The sequence below is a fragment of the Kitasatospora sp. NPDC101108 genome, from assembly GCF_055584725.1.
In genome coordinates, this window is record NZ_JBVJLM010000002.1 from 443,370 (window position 1) to 463,254 (window position 19,885).

General features: G+C 74.8%; 17 protein-coding genes and 1 other RNA gene. 8 read left to right on the forward strand and 10 right to left on the reverse strand.

Annotated elements, in window-relative coordinates:
- Positions 1-86 precede the first annotated feature (86 nt).
- Positions 87-1,412: a helix-turn-helix transcriptional regulator gene (locus ACZ6Z8_RS06775; RefSeq protein WP_465606996.1), complete on the forward strand. Its 1,326-nt coding sequence runs from the start codon at positions 87-89 to the stop codon at positions 1,410-1,412.
- 599 nt (positions 1,413-2,011) lie between these two features.
- Here ACZ6Z8_RS06775 and rnpB read toward each other — a convergent pair.
- The 4 genes from rnpB to ACZ6Z8_RS06795 all read right to left on the reverse strand — a co-directional run bounded on the left by rnpB (position 2,012) and on the right by ACZ6Z8_RS06795 (position 5,951).
- Positions 2,012-2,409: RNase P RNA component class A (rnpB, locus tag ACZ6Z8_RS06780), an RNA gene on the reverse strand.
- 13 nt (positions 2,410-2,422) lie between these two features.
- On the reverse strand, positions 2,423-3,931 hold the full coding sequence (locus tag ACZ6Z8_RS06785; protein ID WP_465606998.1) for an MFS transporter: 1,509 nt from the start codon (positions 3,929-3,931) through the stop codon (positions 2,423-2,425).
- A gap of 127 nt (positions 3,932-4,058) precedes the next feature.
- Positions 4,059-5,537 (reverse strand): RNB domain-containing ribonuclease, encoded by a 1,479-nt coding sequence (locus ACZ6Z8_RS06790; RefSeq protein WP_465607000.1) that lies wholly within the window; start codon positions 5,535-5,537, stop codon positions 4,059-4,061.
- Between the two features lie 78 nt (positions 5,538-5,615).
- Positions 5,616-5,951: a type II toxin-antitoxin system death-on-curing family toxin gene (locus tag ACZ6Z8_RS06795; protein WP_465607002.1), complete on the reverse strand. Its 336-nt coding sequence runs from the start codon at positions 5,949-5,951 to the stop codon at positions 5,616-5,618.
- Positions 5,952-6,045: 94 nt separating this feature from the next.
- Here ACZ6Z8_RS06795 and yaaA point away from each other — a divergent pair, with 94 nt between their 5' ends.
- A complete protein-coding gene (gene yaaA, locus ACZ6Z8_RS06800) occupies positions 6,046-6,831 on the forward strand; it encodes a peroxide stress protein YaaA (RefSeq protein ID WP_465607004.1) in 786 nt (261 codons plus the stop codon).
- 31 nt (positions 6,832-6,862) lie between these two features.
- On the opposite strand, the gene ACZ6Z8_RS06805 is transcribed toward yaaA, so the two are convergent.
- The 3 genes from ACZ6Z8_RS06805 to ACZ6Z8_RS06815 are packed head-to-tail and all read right to left on the reverse strand — an operon-like array spanning position 6,863 to position 9,631.
- A complete protein-coding gene (locus tag ACZ6Z8_RS06805; protein ID WP_465607006.1) occupies positions 6,863-8,023 on the reverse strand; it encodes a bifunctional RNase H/acid phosphatase in 1,161 nt (386 codons plus the stop codon).
- A 4-nt stretch (positions 8,024-8,027) separates the two neighbouring features.
- Complete coding sequence (locus ACZ6Z8_RS06810) at positions 8,028-8,771, reverse strand: zinc ribbon domain-containing protein (protein ID WP_465607008.1); 744 nt, start codon at positions 8,769-8,771, stop codon at positions 8,028-8,030.
- Positions 8,772-8,794: 23 nt separating this feature from the next.
- Positions 8,795-9,631 (reverse strand): Nif3-like dinuclear metal center hexameric protein, encoded by an 837-nt coding sequence (locus tag ACZ6Z8_RS06815; protein WP_465607010.1) that lies wholly within the window; start codon positions 9,629-9,631, stop codon positions 8,795-8,797.
- Positions 9,632-10,043: 412 nt separating this feature from the next.
- On the opposite strand from ACZ6Z8_RS06815, the gene ACZ6Z8_RS06820 reads away from it, so the two are divergent.
- Together ACZ6Z8_RS06820 and ACZ6Z8_RS06825 are read left to right on the forward strand one after the other, a co-directional pair.
- Complete coding sequence (locus ACZ6Z8_RS06820) at positions 10,044-12,035, forward strand: alpha/beta hydrolase family protein (protein WP_465607012.1); 1,992 nt, start codon at positions 10,044-10,046, stop codon at positions 12,033-12,035.
- Between the two features lie 203 nt (positions 12,036-12,238).
- Complete coding sequence (locus ACZ6Z8_RS06825; protein WP_465607014.1) at positions 12,239-12,412, forward strand: hypothetical protein; 174 nt, start codon at positions 12,239-12,241, stop codon at positions 12,410-12,412.
- A gap of 76 nt (positions 12,413-12,488) precedes the next feature.
- On the opposite strand, the gene ACZ6Z8_RS06830 is transcribed toward ACZ6Z8_RS06825, so the two are convergent.
- Positions 12,489-13,571, reverse strand: coding sequence for an alcohol dehydrogenase catalytic domain-containing protein (locus ACZ6Z8_RS06830; RefSeq protein WP_465607016.1), 1,083 nt, complete (start codon positions 13,569-13,571; stop codon positions 12,489-12,491).
- A 173-nt stretch (positions 13,572-13,744) separates the two neighbouring features.
- Here ACZ6Z8_RS06830 and ACZ6Z8_RS06835 point away from each other — a divergent pair, with 173 nt between their 5' ends.
- From ACZ6Z8_RS06835 to ACZ6Z8_RS06850, 4 genes are all read left to right on the forward strand, one after another.
- Positions 13,745-14,398 carry a class I SAM-dependent methyltransferase gene (locus tag ACZ6Z8_RS06835; protein ID WP_465607018.1) on the forward strand — a complete coding sequence of 218 codons (654 nt, stop codon included), beginning with the start codon at positions 13,745-13,747 and terminating at the stop codon, positions 14,396-14,398.
- A gap of 178 nt (positions 14,399-14,576) precedes the next feature.
- A complete protein-coding gene (locus ACZ6Z8_RS06840) occupies positions 14,577-15,854 on the forward strand; it encodes a hypothetical protein (RefSeq protein ID WP_465607020.1) in 1,278 nt (425 codons plus the stop codon).
- A gap of 7 nt (positions 15,855-15,861) precedes the next feature.
- Complete coding sequence (locus ACZ6Z8_RS06845) at positions 15,862-16,830, forward strand: N-acetylmuramoyl-L-alanine amidase (RefSeq protein WP_465607022.1); 969 nt, start codon at positions 15,862-15,864, stop codon at positions 16,828-16,830.
- Between the two features lie 209 nt (positions 16,831-17,039).
- On the forward strand, positions 17,040-17,948 hold the full coding sequence (locus ACZ6Z8_RS06850; RefSeq protein ID WP_465607024.1) for a hypothetical protein: 909 nt from the start codon (positions 17,040-17,042) through the stop codon (positions 17,946-17,948).
- Between the two features lie 97 nt (positions 17,949-18,045).
- On the opposite strand, the gene ACZ6Z8_RS06855 is transcribed toward ACZ6Z8_RS06850, so the two are convergent.
- Entirely contained in the window at positions 18,046-19,107 is a 1,062-nt protein-coding gene (locus tag ACZ6Z8_RS06855; protein WP_465607026.1) for a prenyltransferase/squalene oxidase repeat-containing protein, read from the reverse strand.
- On the reverse strand, positions 19,104-19,853 hold the full coding sequence (locus tag ACZ6Z8_RS06860) for a class I SAM-dependent methyltransferase (RefSeq protein ID WP_465607028.1): 750 nt from the start codon (positions 19,851-19,853) through the stop codon (positions 19,104-19,106). Before ACZ6Z8_RS06860 ends, ACZ6Z8_RS06855 begins: the two co-directional genes overlap by 4 nt.
- Between the last annotated feature and the right edge of the window lie 32 nt (positions 19,854-19,885).

Sequence of the window (19,885 nt, forward strand, 5' to 3'; positions counted from 1 at the left end):
CATCCAGGCGTTGTCTGTAGTCCCGAGGTTGTCCCGCCATCGCTCGCAGTAGGCTCACGGTCACCGTCGATGATGGGATTGGCCCCGTGGACGACCAGAGCAGGCACCCCCTCGCGTACGCCCGCGCGCTTCGCGGCTGGTCCCAGACCGACCTCGCGGCCCGCATCCACCACGCCGCCAGGAACAGACCCGAGGGTCTTCGCTCCGGTACCGACAAGGCCGCCGTCAGCAGGTGGGAGAACGGGCGCAAGACGCCCAGCATCGAGTCCCAGCTCCTGATCGCCGAAGCCTTCGACGTCCCGATCGCCGACCTGGAAGCCTTCGAGTGGCCTCACTGGCTGCCCGGCCAGGAACAGCCGGTGCCACTCGGATCGGCGTTCACCGTCCTCGCCCTTCGAGATGCACAGAGAGCCGCCATGGACCATCGCCGCCGCACCTTCATGACCTTCAGCGCGCTCGCGCTGGCCGGGCTCTCCACCCAGTGGGCCACCCTCGAACCCGGTCGGCTCACCACCGTCCTGAACGGTAGGCACGTCGATAACGAGCTGGTCGACTGGCTGGAGGACACCAGCGCCAAGCTGACCGCCCTGCCCACCGAACAGCGCCAGCACACAGCGAAGTTGATGGATGCCCAGCTGGACACGGTCACCGACCTCTTGGAACAAGGCCGGTACACCGAACCCATCGGCCGGCGCCTCCACCTGCTGGCCGCGTCCCTGGCCAGCACCTGCGGCTGGCACCGCTTCGACCAGGGCCACCACTTCGCGGCGGGCAAGCTCTGGAACGCGGCCCTGACCAACGCCCACGCCGCCCGCGACCGCGACCTCGGCGCCGGCATTCTCTCCGACTTCGCCTACCAGTCGATCTGGCTCATCCAGCCAGGCGCCGCCGTCGAACCGCTCAGCCAGGCCCTCATTCACACCCAGCACCCCACCGCCCGGTCCCTGCTCCACCTCCGCCGGGCCCGCGCGCACGCTGCCCTCGGAGCCACCGCCGACTGCCACCGCGACCTCGCCGCTGCCGAGGCCGCCCTGCTGACCGACAGCCCCGACCCAGCTCCGGCCTGGTGCCGATGGATGAGCACGGCCGACCTGGCCGTCGACTCCGGCCAGTGCATGCTCGACCTTGGCCGCACCGATGAGGCGCACGCCCGCATCGACGAGGGCATGAGCCTCCTGCCCCGCTCCCGCGACAAGACGCGCGGGATCTTCCTGACCTACGAGGCCCGAAGCCTCCTCCAGGCCCGCGAGGTCGAACACGCCCTCGCCGTCACGAACCAGTCGCTCGACCTCGCGACCCGGATCGGCGCCGTACGGTGCGTCACCCTGGTGCGCGAGCTCGCTCCGGCGTTCAAGCCCTACCGTCAGGTCGACGGTGTCGCCGACCTCATGGACCGCCTCAAGGCGAGCTGACGTTACGGCGGTGACCCCGGTCTTGATGACCACGGGCAGGGGCCTCCGGCGACCTCGATGGGGCCCGACGAGCAGTGGACGACGTGCGGAGTCCGGCGGAGCGCCTGGATGGCGCCGAGGCGGCTGACACCTGGTTCGGCTACCCCGAGCAGAAGCGCTCACGGATTCCGGTCAGTGATGGTGCACGCCCTGCTGGCAGTGGACACCGCCGTATGCCGGCGCGTCGACGGCGACCCGACGGGTGCTGCCGAAATGGCGTCCGGGGTGTTGGGAGCGGCTGCCAGCTGCCTACCGAGAGGGTCTTATCCGATCCCGCGCCGAGACGCTGCATCGCCAGTTCACCGGTCGGCCATACATGCTGCTCGGGGAGTCGCTGGCCAGCTGAGTCGCGCGAGCACAGCGAGCGCTGTCGTGACCGGCGCATGGACCTCGGAGGGTTGTTTCGACAATTCTCACCGCCACGCGATCGCCACAGCACACCCAGAAAGAGACCCGCAACTGACACAAAAAGTTAGCAAGTGGTTGCACGTCTCCGAGACATGGAAAGGCCCCCTGACCTGCTGTTTCGCAGGCCAGGGGGCCTTCCCCCAAGTCGGCGACGGAAGAGTCGACCTGTACGCCGGGTTCTGTCATCCGGGTTGCTTGCGCGGCCCGGAGAGACGGCCATCCATCTAGGGCTGCCGTTGCCGACAGCCTCGTGCGGTCTACCCGCGAGCTCGGGCGAGCAGCCCTCGAACACTCGCGCACGGCGCCCGGAGGCACCGATCTTGACCTTGCTCCAGGTGGGGTTTACCTAGCCGGCCGGGTCACCCCGGTCGCTGGTGGTCTCTTACACCACCGTTTCACCCTTACCCACGCGCCGTAGCGGTGGGCGGTCTGTTTTCTGTGGCACTGTCCCGCGGGTCACCCCGGGTGGGCGTTACCCACCACCCTGCTCTGTGGAGCCCGGACGTTCCTCGGCGGGTCAGGGACCCGTCGCGACCGCCCGGCCGGCTCTTCCGCCGTAGTGGTCATGGTAGCCGCTCGGGCGGGGCCTCCCGAACACCGGACCGGGCCACCGGGGGCTCGGCACCGAGGCGGGCGGCCACCCGGGCGGCGGTGCCGGTGGCCCAGGCACCGGTGGTGAGCAGGCCGAGGACGAGGACGGCGCCGCCCAGGCCGACCAGGATCCACCAGCCGGCGTGGCTGGCCGGGGCGAAGCCGGTGGCCATCGGGCCGACCACGGCCGAGGTGACGACCGTACCGATCACCGCGACGCCCAGGGACTGGCCGACCTGCCGGCTGGTCGAGGCGACGGCGGCGGCCACGCCCGCCTGGGAGCGCGGCATCCCGGAGACGGCGGCGTTGGTGATCGGCGCGTTGACCAGACCGAAGCCGAAGCCGAACAGCGCGTACGCGACCAGCAGCAGCGCGGCCGGGGAGTCCGCGGTCAGCCGGGTGAGCAGCAGGCCGCTGGCGGCCATGCCGAGCCCGGCCACCACCAGCGGCAGACGCGGGCCCCGGCTGCCGACGATCCGTCCGGACAGCGGCGCGCAGACCAGCATCAGCCCGGCCATCGGCAGCGTCCACAGGCCGGCCTCGACCGGGGCGTAGTGCCGGACGTCCTGGAGGTAGAGGGTGTTGAGGAAGAGGAAGCCGCCGAGCCCGGCGAATGCGCAGACCGCGGTGACGGTGGCCCCGGTGAACGGCGCGCTGGCGAAGAACCGCGGGTCCACCAGCGGCTCGGCGACCCGCCGTTCCCAGAGCGGGAAGGCGACCAGCGCGGCCACCGCGGCCGCGGCCAGGGCGAGGATCAGCGGGGAGGTCCAGCCGTTGCCCGGGCCCTCGATGATCGCCGCGGTGCCGCAGCCGAGCAGCACGATCATCAGCAGCTGCCCCACCGGGTCGAGCCGGCGCGGCCGCGGCGCGCGCGACTCGGGGACGTAACGGACGGTCAGCAGTATGGCGAGCAGGGCCACCGGAACGTTGATCAGGAAGATCGAGGGCCAGCCGGCGCCGTCCACCAGGAAGCCGCCGAGCAGCGGGCCGAGCGCCATCGAGATGCCGACCACGCCGCCCCAGACGCCGATCGCCTGGGCCCGTTCCCTCGGGTCGGTGAAGGTGTTGGTGATGATCGACATCGCCACCGGGTTCAGCATCGAGCCGCCCACCGCCTGCAGCGCCCGGAAGGCCACCAGCCACTCCAGGCTCGGCGCCAGGCTGCACAGCAGGGAGCCGAGCGCGAAGCAGGCCAGCCCGATCTGGAACACCCGGCGACGGCCGAAGCGGTCGGCCACCGAGCCGAACAGCATCAGCAGCGAGGCCAGCACCAGGGTGTAGGCGTCGATGATCCATTGCAGGCCGGAGGCCGGGGCGTCCAGGTCCTTCTGGATCACCGGCAGCGCGATGTTCACCACCGTGTTGTCCAGGCCGACGATGAACAGGCTCAGGCAGCAGATCGCGAGGACGAGCAGACGGCGGCGCCGCCCGGTGTCGGGGACACGGACGGCGGCGGGTGCGGAGGACGTGGGATCGGGCACGGACCGATCCTCCCACCCCCGGGCCGGGGGCGGGGTGCAACGACGGACCGTACGGGTGGCCGGCCGGCGGCCTTTCGGCCGGTGGCGGTCGGGCCGCCGGACTCGGGACCGTCCCGCCGACCGCGCGTCAGACGGCGGCGAAGCGGACCGTCCGGGTGGCCGGATCGGCCCTGGTCAGCCGGACGTCGATCACCCGGCCGAGTGGCAACCCGGCGGGGACCGCCCCGGGCGAGCCGTCCGGGGCGGCGGCGTCGCAGCGGGCCCGGACGGCGGGCTCGCGCAGCTGGACGGTGCCCGAGCCGGGGCGCTTCCCGTCCACCTCGACGACCACCGCGGAGAAGTCCTCGCCCTCCCGGCCGACCAGCAGCTCCGCCTCCACCAGGTCCACGCAGGCCCGTTCGACCTCGGACGCCCGCCGGTCCCCGCTCGCCATCAGCGCCGGCAGGTCCGGCAGCGCCTCGCGCGCCCAGTCCGGCACCTCCTCCCCCGCCGCCACCGCCGCGCACACCTCCTGGGCGAAGCGGTCGCCGAGCCTTCGCAGCGGCGCGGTGCAGTGCGCGTACGGGGCGGCCAGCGCGGCGTGCCCCGGATCGGCGGGGGCCGGCAGGCCGCGGGACTCGTCGAAGGCGTGGTACCCGGCGCCGCGGAGCAGTCCGGTGCAGGCGTTGAGGAAGGCGGCGTTCAGCGGCGCCTCCGGATCCAGCGAGCGGATCAGCTCCGGGTACGGGAGGGCCTGCGGCCAGTCGACGTCCAGGGCGGCGGCGATCCGGCGCAGCCGCTCGTACGCGGCGGCGGGAGCGGCGGGCAGGGTGCGCAGCAGGCCGACTCCCGCGTCCAGCATCAGCTCGGCCGCGGCCATGCCGGTGAGCAGCGAGATCTGGGCGTTCCAGCCGTCGGCGGGGCCGGGCGCGCGGTAGCCGAGGACGTAGCCGTGCAGGGTCTCCTCGACCTCCTGCTCGGGCACCGGCAGGCTGATCCCGCCCCGCGCGCGTTCCTGCTCCTCGCGGAGCCGGCCGACGGTGGCGAGCAGGGCGAGCTGCTCGTCGGCGCCGCCGAGGTCCACGGCGCGCTGGACGGCGGCGTAGTCCAGTCGGCGGTGGGAGCGCACCAGGGCGCGGCGCAGGTCGGCCAGCACGACGGCGCCGTCGGCGTCCAGGTCCAGCTGCCAGAGCAGGGCGGGGCGGGTCTCGCCGGGCAGCAGGCTGGCGGCGTCCTCGGAGATCCGGGCGGGGTGCAGCGGGACGCGGTGGTCGGGGAAGTAGATGGTCTCGACCCGGCGGCGGGCCTCGGTGTCGATGGCACCGCCGGGGTGGACGAAGGCGGCGACGTCGGCGATCGCGTAGTGCACCCGGTAGCCGCCGCCGGGGCGGTGGCTGAGGTGCATGGCCTGGTCGAGGTCGCGGGAGCCGGGCGGGTCGACGGTGAACAGCGGCAGGTCGGTGGCGTCGCACTCCGGCAGCCGGGGGCGCTCGGCCGCCTCCTCCGCCTCGGCGAGCACGGCCTCGGGCCACTCGGTGTGGATCTCCAGGCTGGTGCGGAGTTCGGCGAGCTCGGTGTTGATCCTGGCGGAGTCGGCGGCCTTGACGCGTAGTTTTCGGCGAGGCATGCACGCCAGCGTAGGGCGGAATCGGGTGATTCCGGACGGATGACCCGGGCGGACGCGCCGGAGGACCGCGCCCCGGCCTCACCGCCCCAGGAGGGACTTGAGGTCCTTGGCGGCGAGGGCGATCGCGTCGTCGTAGCCACCGGTGGCGAGCCGCAGCACGTAGGCCACGGCGTCGTCCGGCCGCGGGTCGGTGTAGGGCTCGGCGTTGTAGTCCAGGAACAGCAGCATCGCCTCGAAGGCGGTGCGCTTGTTCCGGTCGACCAGCGGGTGGTTGCGGGACAGGCTCTGGCCGAGGGCGGCGGCCTTGGTCCACAGGTCGGGGTAGGCCTCGGAGCCGAACAGGCCGGCCTGCGGACGGGCGATCGCCGAGAGCAGGCCGCCGAGGTCGCGGACGTGACATTGCCGCCGGGGCAACCGGCCCGGGCCCTTCGGAGGGCGGCTCCGGGGGGCGGGACGGGCGCAGTAGGGTTGCGGGGTCCGTCCGCCACAAAGTGTTGAGGAGTCCGCTGTGCTGGTGCTGTTGCCGCCGTCGGAGGGCAAGGCCGCGTCCGGGGACGGCGAGCCGGTCGCGCTGGAGCGGCTGTCGCTGCCGGGGCTGACGGCGGCGCGCGGTGCGGTGCTGGACGCGCTGGTCGGGCTGTGCCGGGGCGACGAGGACACCGCCGCCGAGGTGCTCGGACTCACCCCCGGTCTGCGCGGCGAGATCGCCAAGAACGCCGGCCTGCCCACCGCCGGGGCCCGTCCGGCCGCCGAGGTGTACACCGGGGTGCTGTTCGACAACCTGGGCCTGGCCACCCTGGACGCCGCCGCGTACGACCGCGCCGAGCGCTCGCTGCTGGTGTTCTCCGGGCTGTGGGGCGCGGTGCGGATCTCGGACCGGATCCCGTCCTACCGCTGCTCGATGGGTGTCAAACTGCCCGGGCCGGGGGCGCTCGGCGCGTACTGGCGAAGCGCAACGGCCGCCGTGCTCCCCGAGGTCGCGGACGGGCTGGTGCTGGATCTGCGCAGCTCCGCGTACGCGGCGGCCTGGAAGCCGGCCGGCGAGGTGGCCTCCCGCACCGCGACCGTCCGGGTGCTGCAGGAGCGGGACGGCAGGCGGACGGTGGTCAGCCACTTCAACAAGGCGACCAAGGGTCGGATCGTCCGGGACCTGCTGGTCGCCGGGGCGGAGCCGAAGACGCCCGCCGAGCTGCTGGACGCGCTGCTGGCACTGGGCCACCACGTCGAGCTGGCCGCGGAGGGCACGGCGCGCAAGCCGTGGCAGCTGGACGTGGTGGTCACCGAGGTGCACTGAGCGCCCGGCGCCGACTCCGCCGGAGCCGGGTTCAGCGCAGGTGCGAGCCGTCGTTGAGCAGCCGCAGCGAGGCGTTGCCGTCCGCGTAGTACTGAACGGCGCAGATCGAGGCGGCGGACAGCTCCATCCGGTACATCGAGTCGGGCGGGGCGCCGAGGGCGAGCCGGACCAGCGTCTTGATCGGGCTGACGTGCGAGACCACCAGCACCGTCTTCCCCGGGTACCGGGCGAGGATCTTGTCCCGGGCGACGCCGGCCCGGTGGGTGAGGGTGGTGAAGCTCTCGCTGCTGCCGGTCGGCCTGGCCTTGGCGGAGGCGAGCCAGGCCGACAGGTCGTCGGGGTAGCGTTCCTGCACCTCGGCGAAGGTCAGGCCCTCCCAGGCGCCGAAGTCGACCTCGCGCAGCCCGTCCTCGTACCGGACCTCCAGTCCGAGCCGGGCCGCGACGATCTCGGCGGTCTGCCGGGTCCGGCGCATCGGGGAGGCGACGACCGCCTGGATGCTGCCGCGGGCGGCCAGCGCCTCGGCGGCGCGCTCGGCCTGCCAGCGGCCCTTGTCGGACAGCTCCGGGTCGGTGCCGCCGCTGCCGGAGAAGCGCTTCTCGGGGGTGAGCGGGGTCTCGCCGTGGCGCAGCAGGACGAAGGTGGTCGGGGTGCCGAGGTCGGCGGGGGCGGCCCAGCCGGCCTTGGGGGCGCTCTTCTCCAGCGGCGGCTCGGCCGCGAGGGCCGCGGGGGCCGCGGCGTCGACGGTCCCGGCGGGCTTGCGGGGCTCCCACTGGCGCCCGTCGCGGCCGGCGTCCATCGCCTCGTTGGCCAGCCGGTCGGCGTCCTTGTTCCGGTCGCGCGGGATCCAGGTGTACGTGACCCGGCCGCGCGGGAAGACGGTGCGCGCCTCGGCGGCGAGCGGCTGCATGTCGGGGTGCTTGATCTTCCAGCGCCCGGACATCTGCTCGACGACCAGCTTGGAGTCCATCCGGACGTCCACCGAGGCGTCCGGGTCGAGCTCGCGGGCCGCCCTGAGTCCGGCGATCAGGCCCCGGTACTCGGCCACGTTGTTGGTGGCGTGGCCGATGAACTCGGCGGCCTCCGCGACGAGCTGCCCGGTGTCGCCGTCCCGGACCACCGCGCCGTAGCCGGCCGGCCCCGGGTTGCCCCGGGACCCGCCGTCCGCCTCGACGATGAAGCGCGCCGCCACCGGGTCAGACGCCCGAGTCGGCCGTGCGGACCAGGATGCGCGAGCAGTTCTCGCAGCGGACGACCTTGTCGGCCGGCTCGGCCTTGATGGCGTTCAGCTCGGTGATCGAGAACTCGGTGCGGCAGCCCTCGCAGCGGCGCTGGTAGAGGCGGGCCGCGCCGACGCCGCCCTGGGTCTCGCGCAGCTTGGCGTACACCTTCAGCAGGTCGGCCGGGATGACGGCGGCGACGGTCTCACGGTCGCGCCTGACCTTGTCGGCCTCGGCGTCGATCTCGGCGAAGGCGGCGTCGCGGCGGGCCTCGGCCTCCTTGAGGACCACGGTGGAGTGCTCCAGGCGGGCGCTCAGCTCCTCGACCCGGGAGTTGGCGCTCTCCTGGCGCTCCATGATCTCCAGCACGACCTCCTCCAGGTCGCCCTGGCGCTTGGCCAGCGAGCCGATCTCGTGCTGGAGGTTCTCCAGGTCCTTCGGCGAGGTGATCGCGCCGGAGTCCAGGCGCTGCTGGTTGCGGGCGGCGCGGGCGCGGACCTGCTCGACGTCCTGCTCGGCCTTGGTCAGCTCGCGGGCGGTGTCGCCCCTCTGGGCCTCGGCGGCGACGACGAGGTCCTTGAGCGCGGTGTGGTCGGCGGTGGCCTTCTCGATCTCGGCGTGCTCCGGCAGGCTCCGGCGCCGGTGGGCCAGCTGGTCGAGCTTCGAGTCGATGGCCTGGAGGTCGAGCAGGCGGATCTGGTCGGCGGGCGCGGCGTTCAAGGGGAAAGCTCCTGTGAATCGGGTCAGGCGGTGAAGGACATGGGGGCGTGCGCGGTCCACGGGTCGGTGACCCGGTGGGAGACCTTGGTCTCCACGGCCCAGCCGCGCTGGTCGGCGGCGGCCAGCAGGGCGCGCTCGGCCAGGCCGAGCCAGGGCCACTCGGTGGCCCAGTGGGCGGCGTCGACCAGCGCGACCGGCGCGGCCTCGGTGGCCTCGGAGGCCGGGTGGTGGCGCAGGTCGGCGGTCACGTAGGCGTCCACGCCGGCCGCCCGTGCGTCGGCGAAGAAGCTGTCGCCGGAGCCGCCGCACACCGCGACCCGGCTGATCAGCCGGTCCGGGTCGCCGGAGACGCGCACGCCCGCGGCGGTGGCGGGCAGGCCCTCGGCGACGCGGGCGGCGAAGGCGGACAGCGTCAGCGGGGGCTCCAGCAGGCCGATCCGGCCGGTGCCGCGACGGCCCAGCGGGTCCGTCGGGTCCGGCACGAGCGGGCCGGTGACCCGCAGGCCGACCGCCTCGGCCAGCGCGTCCGAGACACCGGGGTCGGCGTGGTCGGCGTTGGTGTGGGCGACGTGCAGCGCGATGCCGTTGGTGATCAGCGTGTGCACCACCCGGCCCTTGAAGGTGGTGGCGGCGACGCTGGTGGTGCCGCGCAGGTAGAGGGGGTGGTGGGTGACCACGAGGTCGGCGCCCCACTCCACGGCCTCGTCGACGACGGCCTGGACGGGGTCGACGGCGAACAGCACGCGGCCGACCTCGGCCTGAGGGTCCCCGCAGACCAGGCCGACGGCGTCCCAGGACTCCGCCCACTGCGGGGGGTAGACCTCTTCGAGGGCGGTGATGACGTCGGACAGTTTCGGCACCTGTCGAGACTACCGTGCGCGCGGGGGCGGTCGGGCCTCGGCCGATCGGGGGAAGGCCCGGCGCCCGTCCGGACCTCGCGCGGACGCCCGTCCGGGCCCCGGCGCGGTGGCCGTTCGGACGCCGGTGCCGCGGGCGCACGGATGCGCGTCAACCCTCTGCGGAGCGGCGTCAACCCGCACGGGGGCGCCCGTACGGGCCCGCGCGGACCGGGTGCGCCCGCACGCCCGGCGCCCGTGGCGCACAGGGGGCCCCCGAACGAATTCGAAACCGCCCCCTGCTCACCCTTACGGGTGAAGCGAGCGGCCAGGCGTTGGGCCTTCGGTTTTGTCGAAACTAACTTCATCCCTGCGAACGGGAGTTGCCCCGGCAACGGACGAAAGGGATGTGGTGGCGCATGAGGGTGAGCGGGGCGTGAACGCGGCCACCCGGACCACCACCCGGGCACTGCGCCGGCTGGGCTTCGCCTTCGCCGCCGACGGCAGCCACGCGGCCTGCCTGGCCTCGGCCGCCGACAGCGGCTGGTACGCGGAGGGCTGGCGGCTGCCGTCGGACGGCTCACCGGCCGCGCCCGCCGCGCTGCCGCTGTCCGGCAACCGGTCGGAGGACCCGCGCTCCCAGCTGGTCGCGCTGACCGACGGGTCGGTGCTGGTCTGCCGGCACGACGGCGAGCGGCACGACCTGGTCCGCCTCTCCCACGGGGAGGGCGGCACCGTGGAGCAGCCGGTGGCCTCGCTGCGGATGTCCGGGCTGCGGCTGCTGCCGCTCCCGGTGCCGCCCGGCGCCGGCCCGCGCACCCCGGTGGCGCTCGCCCTCGGCACCGACACCCGCCCGACGACCTCGGCCTGGCTGGTCCGGGCGGACGGCGGCGAGCCCGTGCAGGTCGCCGAGATCCCCGGCCTGCACGGCGGCGGCACCTGGCTGGACCGGGCGGGCGCGCTGCTCGCGCTGGACCGGGTGGCCGGCGGGCTGGTCCGCAGTGTGGTGCTGGACCTGCGCAGCGGCAGCGCCACCCCGCTGCTGGAGATCGGCGAGCACAGCAACGACCGGCTGGTGCTGTTCGACCCGGACAGCGGCTTCGCGATGGTGCGCAGCGACGCGCCCGGCACCGACCGGCTCGGCTGGGGCGTGCTGGGCGGCGGGGAGCCGCTGCGGTTCCCGGAGTGCCTGCACGTCACGGGCACGACCCTGCGGCCGGTCGCCCTGCGGCAGGGGCCGGACGGCCCCCGGGTGGCGGTGCAGATCGACCACGGCGCCGGGTCGGCGCTCGCCCTGTGGCGGCCCGCCGTCGGGCGGCTGGACCCGCTGCCGGTGCCGCCCGGACGGCTGGGTGCGGTCGGGCACTGGAGCGGAGCGGGCCTGCGGATCCCCTACTCCTCGCCCGACCAGCCGACGGCGCTGGCCACCCTGGACGTGGACGCCCTGCTGGCGCACGGACCGGCCCCGGCCGGAACCGCCCCGATGCCCTTGCCGCTCCAACTCGCGCCGCTGGGCTCGGGTTTGCCCGGTCCGTGGCGGGACACCGTGCCGCCCTGGCAGCCCGGCGGGCCGCGCGGCGCCCTCGCCCCGCCGGCCGGCTGGCGGCTGGACGGCAGCACCCCGCCCGGCGACGGCGGCCGCTGGCAGCCCGCGCAGAGCCTCGAACTCGCGGGCCCGGCAGGCCCGTTGGAGGCGGTGGTGTACGGCGGTGACGCCTGGCTGAGCAGCCCGCACCTGGTGCTGGCCCTGCACGGCGGGCCGGCGGACGCCTGGCGACTGGAGTTCGACCCGGCGCTGCAGCGGATGGCCGCCGAGGGCCTGGCGGTGGTCGCGCCCAACCAGCGCGGCTCCACCGGCTACGGGGTGCCGCACGCGCTGGCCGTCCGGGGCGCCTGGGGCGGCCCCGACCTGGACGACGTGCTGCACCTCCTGGAGGGCATCGCCCGCCAGCGCGCGGCGCTCGGGCTGGAGCCGCCCGCCCTGTTCGGGGTCAGCTACGGCGCGTTCCTGGCGCTGCTGGCGGCCGCGCACGCCCCGGCCGAGCAGGTCGCCCGCTGCGCGGTGGTCGCGCCGTTCCTGTCCGGTGCCCGGCTGCTGGCCGAAGCGGCGCCGCCGGTACGGGCGTTGACCGCCCGGCTCGGCGGCGGCGAGCCGATCCTGGACGCCCGCGGCCCGCGCGACGTGCTCCAGCTGGCGCACCGGCTGAGCGCGCCGCTGCTGGTGGTGCACGGCAACCGGGACGAGGTGGTGCCGGTGAGCCAGTCCCGGTCGCTGCGGCACGAGTTGCTGCGGATCGGTCGGGTCGAGGGCGCGGACTTCCGGTACGTGGAGGCGGCCGGTTCCGGGCACGAGGTGCTCGCCGAGGAGGGCGCCGCGGTGCTCCACGAGCTGCTGGCCGGCTTCCTGCGGACCGGCCGCCCGGGCTGATCACCGGTCCGCGGGCGGGGCGGGGACTCGCCCCATGAGGTCGATAGGATCTCGTCAGTCCCGGCCGTTATGGTGGCCGGGGCACGGGCCGCGATCACCGGCTGTGGGCGCGTACCGAGCGCCCGATCGGGGACCCGACCGTGTGCCGCAGGCGCCGGACGGGCGCCGATGACCCGCACCCTCCGCACGGAAGACGATTTCTCATGTCCGACACCCTCACCGACACCACCGGACCCGCGATGACCGGGACCGACGCCGACGAGAAGACGGCCGAGGACACCTCGTCGCACGGTCGCCACCGCGGTGGCTCCGCGCCCGACGACACCCCCGGGGCGGACCCGCACGGCCGCCACCGCGCGGCCGGCGCCCGGGGCTGACCCGAGGCAGGAACCGCAGGACCCCGCGAGGGCCCGCCGAGGACGTCCCGGCGGGCCCTCGCGCATGCCGCGGGAGCTATCCGAGCGAGACCACCGTCCGCAGCGCCTCGCCGCTGCGCATCTGCTCGATCGCCCGGTTCACGTCCGCCAGCCCGACCCTGTGGGTGATCATCCCGTCCAGGTCGATCCGCCCGGCCCGCCACAGGTCCACCACCAGGGCGACGGTGCCGGCCACCGGCGCCCCGCCGTACAGCGAGGGCAGCAGCCGCTTCTCGTTGAAGAACAGCTCCCCCATGGTGAACTGCGCGAGGTCGTCCTGCGCGCCCGCGCCGATCACCACGACCGCGCCGCCGCGCCGGGCGGCGTCGTAGCCGGCCCGGACGGTGGCCGCGCGGCCGACCGCCTCGAAGACGTGGTCGAAGCCGCCGCCGGGCAGGCCCTTGGCCGTCGCCTTCAGCTCCTCGGGAGCGATCGCCTCCGTGGCGCCGAAGGCCAGCGCCCGCTCGCGGCGCGAGGCCACCGGGTCGACGACGGTGATCCGGGCGGCGCCGCAGACCCGGGCGCCCTGGACGGCGGCCACCCCGACGCCGCCCGCCCCGATCACCGCGACGGCGGCGCCGGGCTCGACCCGGGCGGTGTTGACGGCGGCGCCGATGCCGGTGGTCACCCCGCAGCCGATCAGGGCGGCGGCCTCGTACGGGAGGTCGGCGGGCACCTTGATGACGGCGTCGGCGGCGACCACCACCTCCTCGGCGAAGGCGCCGGTGCCGTAGAAGCCGGAGGCTTCGGTGCCGCCCTCGGCCAGCCGGAAGCCGGGCGCGCCGAGCCGCCGCAGACTGGCGACGCACAGGTGGCCGCGGCCCCATTCGCAGTGGGCGCAGCGGCCGCAGGGGGCCATCCAGCAGAGCACCACCCGGTCCCCGGGGACGACGCCGGTCACGCCCTCGCCGACCTCGACGACGTCCCCGGCGCCCTCGTGGCCGGGGACGAACGGCGCGGGCTGCGGCAGCACGCCGCTCATCGCGGAGAGGTCGGAGTGGCAGAGGCTGGCGGCGCGCATCCGGACCCGTACGGTGCCCGGTCCGAAGCCGACCGCCGTGACGTCCTCGCGGACGTCGAGGGTGTCCTGGCCGGTCTTGTGCAGGACGGCTGCGCGCATGGGGCTGCTCCCGGTGTGCCTCGGGTCAAGGGTCGGGGCGATTCTGGCACGCCCGCCGGAACCCGACTGGAACGCGTTCCAGAACCGTCCGGCCACCCGCCACCGCCGCCCCGGCTACCTTCGAGTAGGGTCCGAGCACGTCCGCCCGCCGCCCGAACCACGAGGAGCACCGCATGTCCGACCTGCTGGAGGGCGCCCGCCCGGCGCCGGAGGTGCTGGCGGCGTTCGAGGCGGCCACCGGGTTCATGCCGGTGGACGAGGGCCTCGCGCTGTACGCGGCGGCGGTGGCGGCGGCCCGGCGCACCGGGCAGCCGGTGCTGGAGATCGGCACCTACTGCGGCCGCTCGGCGGTCCTGCTGGCGGCCGCGGCCCGGGAGACCGGGACGGTGGCGCTGACCGTGGACCACCACCGCGGCTCGGAGGAGCAGCAGCCCGGGTGGGAGTACCACGACCCGACGCTGGTGGACCCGGAGGTCGGGCGGATGGACACGCTGCCCCGGTTCCGCCGCACCCTGCACGCCGCCGGGCTGGAGGAGCACGTGGTCGCGCTGGTCGGCCGCTCGCCGCAGATCGCCGCGCTGTGGGGACGGCCGCTGGCCCTGGTCTTCATCGACGGCGGGCACACCGACGAGCACGCCACCGGCGACTACGAGGGCTGGGCGCCGCACCTGGCGCCGGAGGGCCTGCTGGTGGTGCACGACGTGTTCCCGGACCCGGCCGACGGCGGCCAGGCCCCGTACCGGGTGTACCTGCGGGCGCTCGCCGAGGGCTTCGAGGAGGTCTCGGTGACCGGCTCGCTGCGCGTCCTGCGCCGGACCGCCGCGTAGGCCTGTCCCCTACTCCCCCGACCACCCCGCTACTCCCCCGACCACCCCGCGAGATCACCCCCACAGCCCCGCCCCGATGCTCTAACGTCGTGCCGGGGCTGTCCGACGGGTGCTCGAACGGTACGGTGTCCGCGCAGCACCAGGCAGAGCATCGGCGGACGGTGGGGGCCAGCGGCACATGACGGACCAGCACAACACCGCTCCGGCGGTCTGGGACCCGACCGCGCGCGGCGGCGCGGGAGGCTGGGTCCGCAATCCGCAGCGCCAGGACGCCGAATCCACCCCCGCCGCAGCGCCGGAGCCCCCCACCGCGGGCGCGGTCGGCGACCAGGGCCCGCCGCTGGGCGCCCGCCCCTACCTGTCCACCGCCCCGGGCTTCGGCCCGCCGCCGGACATGTCGGCGCCGACTCCGGCCCCCGCGCAGCCCCCCGCCCCGACGGCCGCCCAGGATCCGGGCCCCGGGGCGCCCACCGCCGCGCTCCCCCGGATCACCCCGCCGCCCCCGGGCGCCCCGCCCGCGTCCACGCCGTTCCCCTCCCACGCGACCCCGCAGGACCGCGCGTCCCAGGGCGGGCAGCTCCCCGGCCCCGGCTACGTCTACCCGCCGCCGCCCACGGCCGGCCCGTACCAGCAGGGCCCCTACGGGCAGCCCCCGCAGCAGCCCGGGTACGCTGCCCAGCCCTACCCCGCCCAGCCGGACCACCCGAGCGCCCAGGCGCTCGACGACGAGGACGAGCGGGACCGCCCGGCCAACCGCAGGGCCCCGCTGCTGATCGGCTTCGCGCTGCTGCTGGTGGTGGCGGTCGGCGGCGGCCTGCTGTACGCGACCAAGAGCGGCGGCAAGGACGACCGGGCCGCGCCCGCCCCCTCGGCCGTCGGCGCGACCGGCTCCGGAAACCCGCAGCCCGCCCCGGCGCCCACCGGTACGGACGCCGCTCCCGGCACCACGGCCGCCCCCTCCGACACGCCGTCCCCGACCGCGTCCGGCGCCGGCCCCAAGGCCCAGTCCGAGGCCCAGGCGCTGGACGCCCTGCTCACCGAGGGCGGCAACGCCCGGACCCAGATCGGCAACGCGGTGGCCAAGGTGACCAGTTGCCCCGCGAAGACCGACATCGACAGCGCGGCGCAGGTCTTCGACAGCGGCGCCAAACAGCGTGACGGCCTGCTGACCAAGCTGTCCAAGCTGAGCGTCGCGGACCTGCCGGGCGGCGCGGACGCGGTGAACTCGCTCAAGTCCGCCTGGCAGTTGTCCTCCGACATCGACAAGGCGTACGCGAGCTGGGCCCGTGCGGTGGCCGCCCAGGGCTGCTCCGGCACCGCGCCGAACACGGCGGACAAGAAGAAGGCCGACGAACTCAACCCGCAGGCCACCCAGGCGAAGAACGACTTCCTGACCAAGTGGAAGCCGATCGCGAACGCCTACGGTCTCACCGCGCCCACCTCGGACAGGATCTGAACCGACCGTGACCGGCCCGACCTCCCGACCGCCCCGCCGCTCCGCCCTGCTGCGCACCACCACGGTGGTGGCCGCGGTCGTCCCGCTCTGCACGGCGGGCTGGTTCGGCTGGCGGGCCCTGGACCACTCCGACCCGGCGGCCGCCACGGCCGCCGCGACGTCGGGCGCGACGTCCGGCGCGGCGCAGTCCAGCTCCCCGGCGCCCGCCACCCCGCAGGCACCCCCGGCCACCAGTACCCCGACCGGCACTCCCACCGAGACGGCCGCGGCTCCCGCCGGCACGCCGTCCCCCACCGCGGCCGCCGACCTCACCGGCCGCACCGTGGTGCTCGACCCCGGCCACAACCCCGGCAACTTCTCCCACTCCACGGAGATCAACCGTCAGGTGGACGTCGGAAACGGCCACAAGGAGTGCGACACCACCGGCACCGAGACCGACGCCGGCTACACCGAGGCCGACTACACCCTGGACGTCACCCGCCGGGCCCGCGCCCTGCTGACCGCCCGGGGCGCGAAGGTGGTGTTCACCCAGGACGGTGACCGCCCCTGGGGCCCGTGCGTGGACGAGCGCGCCCGGGCGGGCGCCGACGCGCACGCCGACGTCGCGCTCTCGGTGCACGCCGACGGCGGTCCGGCGAGCGGCAGCGGCTTCCACGTGATCATGCCCGCCAAGGTGGTCGCCGGTAAGGCGGACAACTCCGCGATCGTCGAACCCTCGCACCGCCTCGGCCTGCTGCTGCGCGACGCCTTCCACGCCGCGACCGGCGAGCCGTACGCCGACTACATCGCGAACGAGGGCCTCGACACCCGCTCCGACCTGGGCGGCCTCAACCTCTCCGCGGTACCCAAGGTGTTCATCGAGTGCGGTAACATGCGCAACTCCGCGGACGCCCGACGGATGACGGACCCTCAGTGGCGGCAGCAGGCCGCCCAGGGGATCGCCGACGCGCTGACCGCCTTCCTGACCGCGCACTGAGCGGGCCCGGCACGGGAGTTGGGACGCGCGGACCCGGTGGGCGACCAACCACCGCGCCCGCGCGGTTTGCAACGACTTCGACCCGTTCCAGGTCCCGCCGTGCACCGGCAGGACGGTTGGCCCTAGGCTTCTGGTCCGTTCGGGAGTTTCGGCCGGTCAGCCCGACCGCGCGAAGCACCGTCCACGACACGTCAACGAGGGGAACGTAAGTGAATCTGCGCGCTCTCACCAGGGGAGACGCCGCCGTCGCAGGCGCGGCCGTCCTGCTGTTCATCGCCTCCTTCCTGCCTTACTGGACCGTGGACTGCAGCGGCCGGTGCTACCGGGACACCTCGCAGAACGCGTGGAGCACCGAGATGTTCCCCATCCTGCCCTCGGTCTTCCTGCTGGGCATCGCCGCCGCCGTCCTGATCCTGGTGCAGCGCTTCCAGGGCCCCGCCGCCGCCAACCGCCAGGTGCTCGGCCTGCGGCTGGACCAGTGGGGCATCGCGTTCGCCGTCGCGGCGCTCTGGACCTCGCTCTGGGCACTGGGCGGCGGCCCGGCGACCCCCGACTTCGGCCACGGCTTCGGCGCCTGGCTGGCCCTCATCTCGCTGATCGTGCTGGCCGGTGCGGCCGCGGCCGCTCCGCTGGTGCCCGCGCTGAAGGCCCCGCTGGTCACCGACCGCCCGGCCGCCGTCCCGTACCAGGGCGGCTACCCGATGCCGGGTCAGCCCGGTCACCCGGGTGCCCCCGGCCAGCCCGGCCAGTACGGCTACCCGGCCCAGGGCCACGACCCGGCCTTCGGCGCCCAGCCGGTCCCCGGCGGCTACGGCTACCCGGCCGCCGGCCAGCCGCAGCCCGGCCAGCCGGCGCAGCCGCAGGACGCGGGCGCCCCGGCCCCGGCCGCCGCGCAGCAGCCGGCCGCCCCGGCGGCGGACTTCCAGCCGTTCTGGTTCGCCGTCCCGGCCCCGCGCCAGCTGGCCCCGAAGGACAACCCGGCCGGCGCCCCGGTCGGCGAGATCGTGCCGGGCACCTGGTACCTGGCCGTCGAGCAGCGCGGCGCGGCCCTCGTCGCCCAGCTGCCGGACGGCACCCAGGGCGTGCTGGCCGACACCGCGGGCATCCAGCGCGGCTGACACCACCCCCGGCCCGCCGCAGGGCACGGCGAAGGGGCGGGACCGGATCACCGGTCCCGCCCCTTCGCCGTCAGTGGACCACCGTCCCGGACACGCCTCAGCAGCAGTCCTGGACCACCAGCCCGGCGGGCAGCTGCTCCCCGCCGAAGACCGCGACCGTCGCCGGGTCCCCGCCGAGCGCGGCCACCGCGAGCAGCAGCGCCCCGGCCGTCCAGGTGGTGCGCTCCTCGGGCCAGATCGCGTCGTCCTCGAAGACGTACCCGGTCCAGTACGAGCCGTCCTGGTGGCGCAGGTGCCGCTGGATCCAGCGCAGGATGTCCACCGCGCGGTCGGACTGGCCGATCGCCCAGAGCGCGAGGGCCAGTTCGGCGCTCTCGCCGCCGGTCACCCACGGGCGGTCGCTGACGCAGCGCACGCCGAGGCCGGGGACGACGAAGCGCTCCCAGTCCCGCTCGATCCGGGCCAGCGCCGCGTCGCCGCGCAGGCCGGTGCCGAGCACCGGGTAGTACCAGTCCATCGAGTAGCGGCCCTTGTCGAGGAACCGCTCCGGGTGGTGGGCGATGGCGTGCCGCAGCCGGCCGGCCGCGAGCTCCCAGTCGGGCTGGGGCTCCTCCAGGTAGTCGGCGATGGCCAGGCCGCAGCGCAGCGCGTGCAGGATGCTGGACGAGCCGGTGAGCAGCGCCTCCTCGGTGGCGGCGCCGTCCTCGTCGACCCGCCAGGCGATCGGGCCGCCGGGCAGCCGCAGGCGGACGATGAAGTCCAGTGCCCGCCGGACCACCGGCCAGATCCACTCCAGGAAGGCGTCGTCGCCGGCGCTGAGGTGGTGGTGCCAGACGCCGACCGCGATGTACGCGCAGAAGTTGCTCTCCTTGGCGTGGTCGGTGACCACGCCGTCGGTGTACGCGGCGTACCAGGAGCCGTCCGGGTTCTGCTGCGCGGCCAGCCAGCGGTAGGCGGCCTCGGCGGCGGCGTGCTCGCCGGCGGTGTCGAGGGCCATCGCGGCCTCGGTGTGGTCCCACGGGTCCAGGTGGTGGCCGGCGAACCACGGGATGGCGCCGTCGGGGCGCTGCTCGGCCAGGATGCTGCGGACGGTGTCGGCGGCCTGCTCGGCGTCCAGCACACCGTCGAGCAGCAGCACCTCGGGGACGGCGGCGGTCATGCGCCCGCCCGCCGGGGCTCCGCGCGGTTCGGCTTGGACGCGTAGGCGACGAAGCTCTTGCCGATGACCGGGTTGAGCGCCTTCTCGGCGGCCCTGGTGAGCTTGCTAATCACCGGGGTGCCGACGATGTCCCAGACCAGCAGCTGGTGGTAGGCCTTGACCGGCAGCGCCTTGTCGTTGTCCACGCCGACGGCGCACTTGATCCACCAGTACGGCGAGTGCAGCGCGTGCGCGTGGTGGGTGCCGTACGGCTCCAGGCCGGCGTCCTTGAGCTTGCCGAGCAGTTCGTCGCCCCGGTAGATCCGGATGTGGCCGCCCTCGACCTCGTGGTACTCGTCGGACAGCGCCCAGCAGATCTTCTCGGGCAGCCAGCGCGGCACGGTGACGGCGAGCAGGCCGCCCGGCTTGAGGACCCGGAACATCTCGTTGAGCACGCCCTTGTCATCGGGTATGTGCTCCATCACCTCGGAGATGATGATCTTGTCGAAGTAGTCGTCCTCGAACGGCAGCGCCAGTGCGTTGCCCTCCATCGCGACCGCCGACGCGCCCTCGGGGGCCTCACCGGCCAGCTCCATCGCGGCGAACCACTTCTTGACCTCGGCGATCTCCTCGGCGTTCTGGTCGAGGGCGATCACATTGGCACCGCGGCGGTAGCACTCGAACGCGTGCCGGCCCCCGCCGCAGCCCAGGTCGAGCACCCGGTCGCCGGGGGCGAGCGGGAAGCGCGAGAAATCGACGGTCAGCACTGCAGGGCTCCCATTCCTATTGCCACAAGCGT